The organism is Alteromonas sp. 07-89-2 (genome assembly GCF_013113925.1).
Lineage (GTDB): Bacteria > Pseudomonadota > Gammaproteobacteria > Enterobacterales > Alteromonadaceae > Alteromonas > Alteromonas macleodii.
This window is the reverse complement of sequence record NZ_VTYM01000004.1, coordinates 38,240-52,269: the sequence shown is the minus strand read 5'-3', so window position 1 is coordinate 52,269 and position 14,030 is coordinate 38,240. Positions and strand designations below refer to the sequence as shown.

At 43.4% G+C, this 14,030-nt stretch carries 11 protein-coding genes; 5 read left to right on the top strand and 6 right to left on the bottom strand.

Annotated features, from left to right (window positions below):
• The first annotated feature begins 8 nt into the window (after nucleotides 1-8).
• Complete coding sequence (locus tag F0261_RS04110; RefSeq protein WP_253819178.1) at nucleotides 9-1,643, top strand: TIGR03016 family PEP-CTERM system-associated outer membrane protein; 1,635 nt, start codon at nucleotides 9-11, stop codon at nucleotides 1,641-1,643.
• Between the two features lie 139 nt (nucleotides 1,644-1,782).
• On the opposite strand, the gene F0261_RS04105 is transcribed toward F0261_RS04110, so the two are convergent.
• Nucleotides 1,783-2,847 carry an XrtA/PEP-CTERM system-associated ATPase gene (locus F0261_RS04105; protein ID WP_014977100.1) on the bottom strand — a complete coding sequence of 355 codons (1,065 nt, stop codon included), beginning with the start codon at nucleotides 2,845-2,847 and terminating at the stop codon, nucleotides 1,783-1,785.
• A 238-nt stretch (nucleotides 2,848-3,085) separates the two neighbouring features.
• Between F0261_RS04105 and F0261_RS04100 the strand changes: the two genes are divergently transcribed.
• Complete coding sequence (locus F0261_RS04100) at nucleotides 3,086-3,433, top strand: GIY-YIG nuclease family protein (RefSeq protein ID WP_014950250.1); 348 nt, start codon at nucleotides 3,086-3,088, stop codon at nucleotides 3,431-3,433.
• A gap of 45 nt (nucleotides 3,434-3,478) precedes the next feature.
• On the opposite strand, the gene F0261_RS04095 is transcribed toward F0261_RS04100, so the two are convergent.
• Entirely contained in the window at nucleotides 3,479-4,384 is a 906-nt protein-coding gene (locus F0261_RS04095; protein ID WP_014950251.1) for a DUF350 domain-containing protein, read from the bottom strand.
• A 314-nt stretch (nucleotides 4,385-4,698) separates the two neighbouring features.
• Between F0261_RS04095 and glnE the strand changes: the two genes are divergently transcribed.
• Nucleotides 4,699-7,632, top strand: coding sequence for a bifunctional [glutamate--ammonia ligase]-adenylyl-L-tyrosine phosphorylase/[glutamate--ammonia-ligase] adenylyltransferase (gene glnE / locus F0261_RS04090; RefSeq protein ID WP_171337285.1), 2,934 nt, complete (start codon nucleotides 4,699-4,701; stop codon nucleotides 7,630-7,632).
• 10 nt (nucleotides 7,633-7,642) lie between these two features.
• On the opposite strand, the gene F0261_RS04085 is transcribed toward glnE, so the two are convergent.
• From F0261_RS04085 to F0261_RS04070, 4 genes are all read right to left on the bottom strand, one after another.
• Complete coding sequence (locus tag F0261_RS04085; protein ID WP_014950253.1) at nucleotides 7,643-8,260, bottom strand: TcpQ domain-containing protein; 618 nt, start codon at nucleotides 8,258-8,260, stop codon at nucleotides 7,643-7,645.
• Between the two features lie 153 nt (nucleotides 8,261-8,413).
• Complete coding sequence (gene lpxL, locus F0261_RS04080) at nucleotides 8,414-9,349, bottom strand: LpxL/LpxP family Kdo(2)-lipid IV(A) lauroyl/palmitoleoyl acyltransferase (protein WP_014950254.1); 936 nt, start codon at nucleotides 9,347-9,349, stop codon at nucleotides 8,414-8,416.
• Nucleotides 9,350-9,534: 185 nt separating this feature from the next.
• Nucleotides 9,535-9,792, bottom strand: coding sequence for a DUF3081 domain-containing protein (locus F0261_RS04075; protein ID WP_014950255.1), 258 nt, complete (start codon nucleotides 9,790-9,792; stop codon nucleotides 9,535-9,537).
• A gap of 105 nt (nucleotides 9,793-9,897) precedes the next feature.
• The gene (locus tag F0261_RS04070) at nucleotides 9,898-10,452 is read right to left on the bottom strand and encodes an outer membrane protein (RefSeq protein ID WP_014950256.1); all 555 of its coding nucleotides are present in this window, start codon (nucleotides 10,450-10,452) and stop codon (nucleotides 9,898-9,900) included.
• A gap of 410 nt (nucleotides 10,453-10,862) precedes the next feature.
• On the opposite strand from F0261_RS04070, the gene F0261_RS04065 reads away from it, so the two are divergent.
• Nucleotides 10,863-13,112: an acyl-CoA dehydrogenase gene (locus F0261_RS04065; RefSeq protein ID WP_014950257.1), complete on the top strand. Its 2,250-nt coding sequence runs from the start codon at nucleotides 10,863-10,865 to the stop codon at nucleotides 13,110-13,112.
• A gap of 152 nt (nucleotides 13,113-13,264) precedes the next feature.
• Entirely contained in the window at nucleotides 13,265-13,972 is a 708-nt protein-coding gene (locus F0261_RS04060; RefSeq protein ID WP_216600713.1) for a hypothetical protein, read from the top strand.
• The last annotated feature ends 58 nt before the right edge of the window (nucleotides 13,973-14,030 follow it).

Sequence of the window (14,030 nt, the reverse complement as noted above, 5' to 3'; positions counted from 1 at the left end):
GCAATACAATGCCTAAAAGAAGAATAATAAAGCCGACACTTGTTGCTGCAGCCGTCGCAACAAGTCTACCTGCTTTTGCAAAACTTGACGTGAATGCTGTTGCCACAGCCGAAACCATCTACCAAAGTGTCGATACTGAGGAAAATGGAAACCGTTCACTTACAACAGTGACTGTGGCACCAAAAGTAAACGCTACTTATCAAACAAGAACATTTCAAGGGTTATGGTCCGGTACATACACCCATCTGGAACGCGATAACGACGATGCTAGCCAGCGCCAAGATTATGCAGAGTACAGCTATTCTGCTCAGTGGGAACCTCTTGAAAATTTATTATCTTTTCAAGCCGCTGGGGCATTAAGCTATCAGAATACTAATGCTTCAAATTTTCTGGTAACAGATTTTATTGCAAATTCTGACAGCTTGGCAAAAACACGCTCCAACAGACTCTCATCAACGCTGACACTTGACCAAGGCGACTGGGTAAGAGGACGAGGCACAGCCTCCTACTCAGATACAGCTTCAGAACGGTCTTTGACTAACAGCAATGCTCTCGATAATGATAGTTATCAACTGAGCGGCAAGTTAATAAACGGTGATGAAGCCGAGTATTTCATTTGGTCAGTGACGGGCACTTATCAGAATACTGAGCGAGGCCAAGCAAACAATGGTGACTTTGAATCGAGAACTGGTGACGGTTATATTGATACTCGAATTTATGGCAACTGGGCCATTCGTTTAACTGCAAGGCACGAAGCCAACCAGATCTCTGACAGAAATGACACAGGTAGTTTAGTCAGAGAGTTTAATTCATATGGCGCGGGCTTGACCTATCGACAAGCTGAAAATCGTTATATCTCAATTACGGCAAATAAAAGTGATTCCGATATAGAGGATGACGACGGTGAAACATTCGTAGGTGTTGATATGCAATGGGCTTTGAGTACCCGTACTCGCATTGCGGCTACATACGGGCGTCGTTTCTATGGTGAATCGGCATCAGCAAATATTAGCTACAATTCCAAATACTTACGCACCTCGTTCAGCTATTCGGAAGACGTTACAAACACCTCTCGCTTGTTAGCTGATCCAGAGAACTTAGGCGTATTTGTTTGCCCAGCTTCATCGACATCCATTGCTGACTGTTTTCAGCCCAATAGCTTAAGTTATACACCCTCCGCGGGAGAGCAATTGGTTCAGCTTACTTCTCAAAATCTAGAGTTTGACGACAACATCATTCTGCGAAAAAGTGCTAATTTTCAAGCAGGTTATGACTTTTCTAGAATTACCCTCGCTTTTTCTTGGCGATATGCCGAAGATGATTACTTAGACGAAGATAGACTAAGACGCACCTACTCTTTCGGTACAAACGTAGCCTATAAAATTGGTAGCTATACCAACATAACTAGCAGTATTAACTACGCCAATATCACAGGTCAGGGTGCAGAAGACGTATTCAGAGGCGAAAGCGACAACTGGAATGCATCCATTGGTTTAGAAAGAGAGTTCGGTCGCCGGTTAAAAGCAAGTATTGATGCTAGGTACCTCAAGCAAGAGGGGGATTTGAATACAGGCATATCTCAGTTTGGTAACAACTATACTGACAGACGCTTAAGCGCCTCTATTACCTACACCTATGACTAATTCACTGACTTTTTCAATCTACCGGTTGTAGTTTGTAGGCAGTACTAGTCAACTAAACTCAAAAAAAAAGCGCCCGATTTTACGTTAGTAAAAAGGCGCTTTTTTTGTTTATCAAATGATGGTGGCTACAAAGAAAGTATCACTCTTTCTTATCATCACTCTTAAGTCGGACATACGTTTTGAACTTCTTTTTCATAAGCTTATCAACGTATTGCGTCATTTTCACTTTTTGTGAAATGGCGTCATCTAAAGCATCAACTAATTCTGCTAACATATCCAAGTAGTATTTGGTGTCGCGAATAACATTGCCTTTAGGTGTCATGATAGTTTGGCTTTCAGGGTGGTCAGCAAATCCCATATGCTCCGTCACTTCCGCGCCCGTTTTATCAGGCTCGAACATCTCTGCTTTTACTTCTTCAATTACTTCGTTTACCGCGTCCGCGTCAAAGCTCTCTAGTTCTTCTAAAAAGCCATAAAGCATTACCCTATCCATTAGGGTATTAATTTTACGAGGAATACCGCGAGAGAACATGTGAATTCGTTCAAACGCCTCTTCACTGAATAACTGTGAGCCATTCCATCCCGCGTGGTGCAATCGGTACTCAATGTATTCTTTGCACTCTTCCAACGAAAGCGGAGCGAGATGACAAGACGCCACAATACGTTGCCTAAATTGCTCCATATTCGGTGCGCGTAGAATAGGCTGTAATTCTTCTTGCCCCAGCAAAAAGCTTTGAATCAACGGTTTGCCGTTCAGCTGAAAGTTACTCAGCATTCTTAGTTCTTCAATGGTCTCTAACGGAAGGTTTTGCGCTTCATCAACCAATAGTAAGGCGCGGCGACCCGCTTTGTTTAGATCGTATAAGAAAATTTCAAGCGCTTTTAAAATATCGGCTTTTGAGCGACCTTCCGTAGGGATATCAAATTTAGACGCGACCATTTTTACCAGTTCGTCTGGCGACAGCTTTGGCGTAACTATTTGAGCTGCCGCAATGTCGTCTTCAATTTCTTCAAGTAAGCTGTTTGCTACGGTGGTTTTCCCGGTTCCAATTCCGCCGGTAATAACGATGAACCCTTCAGCTTGAGAAAGTCCATACTGTAGATAAGACATGGCGCGTTTGTGCCATTTACTTGCGAAGAAAAATTCTGGATCTGGGGTTAACTGAAACGGTTTCGAGTTAAGTCCATAATAACTTTCGTACATGCAATTTACCGTTTTTCCATTAAAAATGTGCGTTCGAAAACATGAGTGCGAACACGTGAGTTCGAAACAGCGCGCTTATTCTCGTATATATGGTAACCAACATCGCGCGATTATCGAAGTAATATATTTACGCCGAGTCTTTAGGGCTGGTTGATCTATGTTGTACAGCAAAGGTCAACAAGCACTAGTTAATTCTGCTAACATAAAGCTACGAGAAATTTCTATACATTGAATTACATTGGCACAAAGTATACCAGCCAACGAAGGCAATACCCACCAGGGAAGTACAAAAGCTACGTGGTATCTCTACTTAGTTGAAAATAAGCTTGGCCAACTCTACACAGGAATTACCACTAACCCCAAGCGCCGCATAGCGCAACACCGAGGAGAGTTAAAAGGGGGCGCCAAGGCCTTAAAAGGTAAGGCACCACTGACCTTTAAAGCCATATTCGAAATGATTGACAAGTCACATGCCTCAAAGCTTGAATATGAGGTAAAGAGAATGAGCCGCCCTCAAAAAAACGGGATTATTCGTAAAGGGCAACTCAATGAGCTAATGTGTATGAAAACCCAATTTGAAGATTAAGACATTGGGTTGCGTTAGGTTCGTTATCCAGAAAAGAGTATGCCCCTACCCGCCTAAAACACCGTTAATGATCATCGCGTTTCCTATGCTAAGGGTAAACCCAAGTGCAGCTACACCAACGTTATGCTGTTGGTCGACTTCCTGCCGGAAATTCATGCCAAATAAAATAATTTTTTTGCTCGCTAGTACCAAAATATGAAGTGCGATTGCTAGGCCAACACTAACAATCAGCCAACCTGTTATATTGCTCACGTAGCCTGATGGGTTATAAATGAGTAAATTCTTCGCTGCCGACACAATCATAGCAGTTCCAAGTAAATTACCAGTGTGCTCGATAGCGAGTGCTAACTGGCCCTTCTCTAGCGCCCCTTGAAATGAGTCGTTTTGATTATCTCTTGCATATCTAAACTCTAAAATGCGCGTCATAACAAGCAACATGGTCAGAACTACGGTAAAACCGGTCACAATAGCAATGATTGCGTTCATGTCGCTGCCATCAACCCACACCATAATATTGCGTAAAACAATTGCGCTTGCCACCAAGCTAGCCGCATCAACCAGCGCCACACTCACACTCCTTTCGGCAATCATCGCATGCGTATCAACTTTATTAAGTACTAGTTTATCGTGAGCGAAGCGTCCGAACTTCACCAATATAATGCCCACAATGCCGAAAGTTACCATTCCAATCGCCGCTTCTTTATAACCCACGCCAATATGACGGCCAACAACCGAGCTCAATACTATGCACAACGACAGCATGCCTCCCGCAATGCTTATCCCAAATGCGAAGTTATCTTTAACACCTAGTTCTTCTGTTACCGAGTATTTCCTAAATGCGCCTGTCAGCCACTTCATAATCATTAGCAGTACTAACGCAATTGCGACATCCATAGCGAGATATATCAGCAGTTCTTGCGTTAGAGGTACTAGTTTTACTAAGGCTTCCACGTTATCTTTACTCCTTGAACACACAAAGTTCTTCTGATTAGTTTTTGATGTAGTTTCGAAAAATCAGTGATGGCTAATTGAATAGCGTTCATCTAATACAAACTTGTACAACGATGACATCGAACTTGTTCAGATTTATTTTAGTTAGGGCTAAATGACCTGTAGATCACACCCTGGGTTAGCAGGCACTTAACCAAATCGAATGCGGAGCTGCACGTTAGCGCACTTAGCAGACCTTGTTTTGAGTACTTGCAATGGCAATTGTGAGTATTCAACCGTAAAACACGAGCGATATCTCATAAGACGCGAGCATTATGCCAACAGACAACGAAAATAGCATGACAAACGTAGAACTTGCCGAAAAATTTTGGCAGCAGTTGTTAACAGCGCCAGCAATTAGCGAAAGTGACAAAGCCGTAATTGAGGCTCATTGTGAAACACTAATGCTCTCCTTCACGCGTTCCTCTTTCTTGGCAGAGACTTTGATTCAAAACCCTTCATTTGTTTCTCGCATCGTTGAGCCTTTTCAACCCCTTGAGAAAAGTGAAGCGCTTAAATCCCGTGTTCATACCATGTCATCTGACTATCTCGCAAACCTAGACAATGAATTGCACAACGTCGCCAGCGAAGATGACTTAATGCAAGTGTTGAGGGAATTTAGAAATAAAGAGATGGCGCGGATTACTTTCCTCGACGTATTGAACAAGCAACCCATCGAAATATCACTTATGCAGGTTTCAGCATTAGCTGATGTACTTATTAACGGTGCGTACCACTGGCTTTATCAACATTTAGCTGCGCGCTATGGAAAACCACAAAGCCATAACCAAGACATGCACATGTATATCTTAGGTATGGGGAAATTAGGAGGAAAGGAACTCAACTTTTCTTCTGATATCGATTTGATTTTTACGTACCCAGAAAAAGGCGAAACCCAAGGCGGTCGAAAAAGCGTAGAGCATCAGCAGTTTTTTACCAAACTCGCGCAAAAACTTATCCAAGCATTGAACAAAGTGACTAATGACGGTCAAGTCTACCGCGTCGACATGCGTTTACGCCCCTTCGGCGATTCTGGCCCCCTTGTGATGCATTTCGCGGCACTTGAAGATTATTATCAAGACCAAGGTCGACACTGGGAGCGCTTTGCCATGGTAAAAGCGCGGGTGATTAACGATGATAATTCGCAAGATGTGAAATGGTTAAAGAGCATTTTGCACCCGTTTACCTTCCGTCGTTACTTAGACTTCACCACATTAGATGCCCTTCGTAATATGAAAAAGCTGATCGCCACAGAAATACGCAGACGCAGACTGAGTAACAATATAAAACTCGGCGCAGGTGGCATTCGTGAAGTGGAGTTTTTTGCCCAAAGTTTTCAGCTGATTCACGGAGGACGAGAGCCAGCATTACAAAGTAAGTCATTACTTAGCACGTTAGACGCATTAACTGAACTCGATATAGTCGAACGCGATGTAACGCAACAGCTAAAAAGTGACTATTTATTCCTAAGAAAAGTAGAGCACACGCTTCAACAAGCTCAAGATCGCCAGACCCAAACTCTTCCTGAGTTACCTTGGCAACAAGCTGCGCTTATTGAAGTCATGGGTTTTGATTCTTACAGTGAATTTTTAGTGCATTTAGATACTGTAATGGCGCGTATTCATGCCCATTTCAACGAGTTAGTAGAAGAGTCTCATGATACGCACTCAGAAGAAGACCAGCTTTTCACTGCCTGCCAAGATGCGTGGCGTCTTGCATTGCAAGAGGATGAGTTTACTGAAACCTTTGGCGAATACCTGTCTGCTAGCGATATTAAAGGCATATATTCTATTCTTGTCGCCTTCAAGGATAAGCAACGCAATTATCGCATAGGCCAAAAAGGTGAAGACACGTTAAATAAGTTGCTTCCCGAAATCTTGTATGTGCTCATCAACCAACATCCAAACTACATCCCTCAGGTACTCGACCGTTTACTCGGTGTTATAGAAGCGATTACAGGCCGAACCACTTACCTTGACTTACTACTTGAAAATCCGGATGTATTAAAACAGTTAGTAAGGCTATGTGAACGAAGCGACTGGATAGCTCAAGAAATTAAGCGCTTCCCATTACTATTAGACGAATTACTCACGCCGTTATACCTCGGTCAGCAAAATACCGATATCCATACCAGCAAGCAGGAATATCAGCTGGAACTGCGTGAAATCATGCTTCGTATTGAACAAGACGATGTTGAAATGCTTATGGATGGATGGAGGCAGTTCAAACTTTGCCAACAGCTTCGCATAGCCGCCAGCGACATCAGTGAATCACTACCTATAAACAACGTGAGCGATAAGCTTACGGTGCTAGCTGAAGTGATATTGGAGAACGTAGTAGATGCTGCCTGGATGCAAATGCACCAGCGCTATGGCGTTCCAGCACACCTAGAGGGAACTGACAAAGGATTTGCCGTTATCGGCTATGGAAAACTAGGCGGGTATGAATTAGGTTACGGCTCAGACTTAGATTTAGTGTTTTTGCATAATGCCCCTCGCGGCATAAGTACAGACGGTAAGAAGTCTATTGAAGCGCAACAGTTTTACATTAAGTTGGCGCAGCGCATCATGCATCTTCTCAATACGAAGACGTTGTTTGGACAATTATACGAAACCGACTTGCGTCTACGCCCTTCTGGCAATGCGGGATTGTTATGTTGCCATATCGATGGTTTCGAAAAATACCAGACCGAAGAAGCATGGACTTGGGAACATCAAGCGCTGGTTCGTGCAAGAGCCATTTGCGGAGACCCACGCCTTTTGAATGACTTCACGCAGGTAAGAAATTCTATACTAACTCGCTCTAGAAACGCTAAAACGTTGGCTGACGATGTGTGCAAAATGCGTTTAAAAATGCGGGAGCACTTGCTTTCAAAGGACAACGAAAAGGTAGACTTAAAGCAGTGTGTAGGTGGTATTACCGATATTGAGTTCATGGCTCAATACCTTGTACTCGCTAATGCAAAGTCACAGGCTGCCATGACAGAATATCCTGACAATCTTCGCATTTTTGACGCCGCAGCCAAGACCTACATTATTGATGTCGCCACTGCGCACAAACTGCAAAAGGCGTATTTAAAGCTGCGAGAGCAATACCACCATTTAACGTTAGCAGATACCAAGTACGCAGATCAGAGCGAAGAACTAGATGCCATACGAGAGCAAGTAACCATTCACTGGAATACACTATTTGGAACGTGTAGCGGCTAGGCGATGAAGCTTAACCTCTAACCAAACGACAGTTGGTGGTGAGAAATTCTGTTTCTTGGGCAGTCACCACCAGCGAGCGTTGCTCTGCACATAAATATGCTTTTACTTGCCCTTCAAAACTACTGTCTATGGCACTGGCAATTTTAGCAAGCGATCCTGCAACCGTGTTGTCCAATTGAAACTGGTGCTTAATAACAAAGTCTTGCTCCAGGTTCCATATCACCTGCATGCCTTCAGCTTGAGCATATTGCGAAATAGCTTCGCGCAGTGTGTTCCCTTCCTGGAACGTGCGGTATTTATGTTCGCCGGTCCAATTCTTTTCAACCGGACGTGTTTGGCTAGACATTTGTGCAAGCTTGTTGTCTAAATTTGGATCAACGCCCGCAATATCCAGTACAAAGTCTCCCTGCTCCTCTTCTGCTGGGTCAGTGGCAGACATACGGAAATCTCGATAGAACTCACTTAACCCACGTGATACAGACTTTTCTTCCGCTTGCCCTTGAGGAACAGGCTCTTGGTCCTGTGTTTGAAGCATGTAAATGAGTACGCCAGCAATGATCACAAGCACTGCAGCTATGCCAATTTGCTTTGCCCAAAACGATGAACTTGAGTAACTTGTCTGTCCCATACCTTACCAATGTGTAGCCACTTTTAATCGAAAATCAGCTTATGCTATGTGTATGAACTTAAGCATAATTCTTCTATTTTAGTCTACCTTCGAACGGAAAGCCTATTATTCTATTTATCTAATTTTCATCGCTAGGTGTTTATTCATACACAGCTATAGTGATTTATACAGCGATTCAGGGTTACCTTCCGGTCTGGTTTTAAATCGCTTGTGCATCCACAAATAGCTTTCTGGCTGTTCTTTAACCGCAGCGTCTACATGTTGATTCAGTAATGTTAGTGCTTCAGCGTCTTCCATATCGCCTAACTGAGAAAGCGGTGGATAGATTTTAATTTTGTAACCGCGTTTGGTGTACTGTGACGTGATGATCATTGGCTCAGAGTGACTACGTCGAATAAACATCAGCGTTGCTGTAGTTGTCGCGGTATCTTTCACCCCACCGAATGGCACAAAGATACTTTGTTTCGGGCCATAATCCTGGTCGGGCAAATACAAACAAAGTTCTTTATCGTCAAGTGCAGCAAGTAAGGCTTTTGCGTTGCGTTTATCAATCATGTATTTGTTCGAGCGGTTTCGCCCATGATACTGAAGGTAATCAACGAGAGGGTTGTTGTGTTTGCGATAAAACGCGATGCTTGGACGGAAGAAGCCAATACCTCTACAGGCAAATTCCAGATTCATATTGTGAAGTGCCATACCAAATACACCTTTGCCATTTGCAAGGGCCGCTTCAACATGCTCAGTGCCTTCAATCTCAATGGCTCGTTTTACGCGCCAGCTAGGCCACCACCACCCCATAGCAGTTTCAAATAGTGCCATGCCTGTACGCCGCACATTTTCTTTGTAAAGCGCCTCTACTTCACTGGCGGAAAGTGTAGGGTTCCAGAGCGTCAAGTTACGCTTTGCGACTTTTGCCCGTTTAGGAACAATTAATGCGATAAGTTTACCGGTACCGCCACCGATAGCGCGTATCACGGGTAAAGGCAACCATGTAATTGTATAAAGAACGAAAACACCTAACCATACAGGCCAAAACTTAGGGCCTAAAAATGCTAGTTTAAATTTAGGAGCTTTAATTGCCGCCGCCAATGTCTGTATCCTTTGAAACGAAGTGGGCGGCATTGTAGCAGAAGGTTTTTGGTGGGGCTAATTGAGACAGACAGCCCACAGTGCTCTTGCGATTAATAGAAGCACTTAAGCAGAGAGAGCCCATACTTGCTTTCTCTGCTTAAGAAATATATTGCTTGTTAGCAATACAAACTGAAATCAGGTCACTAATATTCTTTATCGATTTGCTTCAACTTTTTCTCAAACGATTCATATTGCTCTTTTGAGTCATAGTCAAAATGGTATTGATTGTGAAAGCCGAACTGCAGCTTCACATTAACGTCTTCAATGTAAAGCGTATAGCCATCGTGATCTGTAAACGCAGTAATCCCATTAAGCTTATACTGTTCATCTTCTTTCGCGCCATGCTGGCGGATCTTGTCGAAAACCTGAAGCAAGAACTTGCTGTCTAATTCGTTTTTCATTGTAAATCCATTGTTGAGAATTTATCTATTTTTACACAATCAAACGATTTTTGGATTTATCTAGAGCCTATATTTAAAACGACTATGCGAGTTAATAACTACAACCTAAAAGTTGTAGCGAAAACCTAAATTTACAATATGCGCAGAAAAATCATCTTTGCCACCAAAGTAGGTGTATTCCACGCGTACCATCGACTGTAAGCCTAAGTAGTAATCGAAGCCTAGCCCAGCTAATCCTGCGATAATTGTGTCATCGTATCCACACACAGCGGCTTCTGGGCCACAGGTAGAGCTATCTATCGACGCGTGCTCGATGTCAACGCTTGCCACGCCTAATTTATAATACAGCTCACCTTTCTGGCTACTCGCTTTACCTAGTAACGCCAAATAAGGGCCTTTAGATGAGATTGATTGTTCGTCGTTATCTGTATCAATAAAAGAGATATAGCCACCTTCTACATACCACTGACGGTGAAATTGATAGCCTAAAGCAGCTGAATAGCTAATATCAGACTCATTATCTATTTCAGTATCTACGTTGCCAAAGCCAATATTTGCCACTGCATATCCGTTGGCTGATGCTAGTCCAGAAAAACCCAAGCTTGTTAAAGCTGCACTTCCAATAAGGAACTTAGCGAAAAATGATGAAAGACGGCGCATTTTAATTACTTCTCCATGTTAAAGAGCGCTCACTATAAAAGACAATGCCTCTGATTAAAACGAACAAACAGAGTTTAGATGAATACAGTTAACGGACAGCTGCACGAAAAAGCGGGTTCTATACCAGTCCGTATAGATAATTACCCACACAGCGAGAGGTAAAATGTTCGTAATCGCGGCGTGTTACCGCAGGTATAGTGTTTCTACATCAAGGTGACACAACAAGCAGAGCGTTTTTTGACCATTAAATATCAGCAATGTTAATCCCTTGCATCACACTTTCGTATACAAAAGACGCAGATAGTTTATATAACCACATGATTATTTGATAATTTTTACAAAATTTGATCTTTTTTAAATTAGGTGTAGTATTAACCTAAACAACTGGTCAGATGAGCGGATGAGTTATTATGAGTATCAGAACTAGCTTAAAGAAAGTATTACCCCCAATTTCAATCACAGAGCAAGAAGCCTTAGATGCAGGCGATGTGTGGATTGAATCTTCTATTTATCAGGGTAAGCCTGACATGCAGGCGCTACGCGATATCCCTCAGGCAAAACTGAGCGCAGAAGAACAAGCATTCATGGACGGTCCAGTAACCGAGTTGCTGAACATGATCGATGATTTTGAATTAGGCAACGGCAAGCACATTCCTCAGGACGTTTTAGACTTCCTAGGTAAGAACCGCTTCTTCTCTATGATCATTCCAAAGAAATTTGGTGGTCTTGAGTTCAGCCCGTATGCAAACTCTACTATCGTTGCCACTATCGCAGCGAAAAGTGGTGCAATTGCGGTAACCGTAATGGTTCCTAACTCATTAGGTCCAGGCGAGCTTCTTATGCACTACGGTACGACCGAGCAGCAAGATTACTGGCTACCTCGTCTAGCAGATGGTCGCGATATTCCGTGCTTTGCGCTAACCAGCCCTGAAGCAGGTTCTGACGCAGGTGCTATTCCTGACGCGGCTATCGTGACTAAAGGCGAATTCAACGGCGAAGAAGTGCTTGGTTTACGTGTAAGCTGGGACAAGCGCTACATTACACTTGCACCAATTGCGACCGTACTAGGTCTTGCGTTTAAAGTATTCGATCCAGACCAACTACTTGGCGACAAACTAGAGCTTGGCATTACCTGTGCCCTTCTACCTAAGTCTCACCCAGGTGTTGAACTTGGTAACCGTCACGACCCAATGGGTGTACGCTTCTACAACGGTACTACTCGTGGTCAAGATGTGTTCATTCCTATGGACTTCATCATTGGTGGTCAAAAGAACATTGGTCGTGGTTGGCAGATGCTAGTTAGCTGTCTAGGTGCAGGTCGTGGTATTTCACTTCCAGCGATGGGCGTAGCGACTGCACAATCTGCATTTAAAGGCACGGTTGAATATTCTTTCGTACGTGAGCAATTCGGTCTTCCAATTGGTCGTTTTGAAGGTATTCAAGAGAAAATGGCTGACATTGCGGGTAAGACTTTCTTACTTGAGGCTATGCGTGTTCTTACAACTGAAGGTCTAGGCCTAGGCGTGAAGCCATCAGTAGTCACCGCTATTGCTAAGTATCACATGACTGAACTAGGTCGTGATGTGATGAACTCTGCTATGGACATCCAGGCAGGTAAAGCGATTCAACGCGGTCCTCAGAATACGTTAGCGGGCGGCTATGCTGCGCTTCCTATTGCTATTACGGTAGAAGGTGCAAACATTCTTACCCGTAACCTGATGATCTTTGGCCAAGGTGCAATGCGTTGTCACCCTTACCTTAAAGACATGGTTGACCTAATCCACAGCAACGAAAGCTCTGCGGATGCAGAGTTCAACAAGGTACTTCGTAAGACTGTTGGCTTCAGCGTTAAAAATGCATTCCGCAGCCTAGGTAAAGGCTACCTTCCTTTCCTACGCGAGAGCGAGTCTGCTTTACCGGAAGTTCGCAAGTATGAGAAGCGTGTTAACAGCATCTCTGCAAAACTAGCACCACTTGCTGACTTGTCACTTGCTGTGTTAGGCGGTGACCTGAAGAAAGCTGAGCTTTTATCAGCACGTCTAGGTGACGTAATGAGCTACCTATACGGTGCAATGGCAGCAATTCGTTTCTACGAGCAGCGCATTGAAGACAGAAAACTTGCACTACCGTATTTCGAATACGCGATGCAGTGGTCTTTACAACAAGCTGATCAGGCAATTGTTAACTTTATCAACAATTTCCCGAATACGGCGACACGTGGCTTAATGCGTCTTCTTACGAACACCTACACCAATAGTGTTGCGGGTATTAGCGACGACCTAGTGCGTGAGCTTTCTATTGCGTCTATGCAAGATAACAGCGTGAAAGAGCAGCTTACTCACCTTGTTCGCGTTACGCCGGGAGACGGCAATGACATTAACGAGCAAGCGTTTAAAGCGAAGCACGCGGTAGCGCACCTTCTTGGCAAAGTGCAAAAAGCACTTCGCAAAGAGCCTGTAGTGCCGTTCATTTCTTTTGAACATGCACTTAACAAGCTTCAAGAAAAAGGCGTAGTAACGGCTGATGAAGCCGCTAAGCTTCACGACTATAACGAAAAGCGCAAGCTAGCAGTTCGTGTAGACGAATACACGTTCGATATGGAACTTGTTCCAGCGTCTCAAACGCTTAAAGCGATTGATGGCGGTCAAAACGCTGCGTAAACTGTCATAATTGCAGTAACTTGATTAACGAAGCCCCATCCTTGAGATGGGGCTTTTTATTTGCCCGTTAAATTACCTTTCTATTGTTTCGTTCGTACTCTACCCTTAGCTTATCGTGGTTTTCTTAAACAAGGATTTGTAAAGTGAAAACGATGCGCTTTATTGGCATTCAAACCATTTCAACATTTTTTATTCTCTTTATCTCGTCGCTGCTATTCAATTCAAACGCCAGTGCCCAGCACGATGATACTAACTTCGTCATTGGAGAACTAACTCATCCTCGAGTAAGTAGCTTCTATAAACCCTTAATAGCACGTGCGTATCAAGATATCGGCATTGAGGTTACATTCGAAAAAGTGGGTGGGGAAAGAGGCTTACGGCTTTTGGATGAAGGAATGACAGATGCAGATATTATTCGCTATGACGTAGTGTCTCAGCCTGACAATAACATTGTAATTGTTCCTCCAGCACTGTCTCATGGCGCATCATTTCTATTGTGTATACGGGGAGCTGAGTGCAATAAAAGCATAATTCAACAACCAGATAAGGCAATAGCCGTCACTACCCGATTTTTCTTCAATATGCACGCCAAACCTGGCGAGTTAAATGCCAACATCTTTGAATTTGATGACTTTCACCACGTCATAAATTTACTGCTCAACGGGCGATTTGACTACGCTATTTTACCGAGTGACTATTCTGAAGAAGCCATTTTCGAACAATCTGGAATTGAGTATATACCTCTAGTGGAACACGAATTGGTACACGTTATTCATAAGAAACATAGCCATTTAATTGACCAACTTTCTGCAGCAATCGCCAAGCAGCTTCAACTACTCAAAACCGCAGAGAGTGAATAAATAAAAAACGCCCGCATCAATTGCGGGCGTTAATTGAACAATAACTAGTACCTTTGCA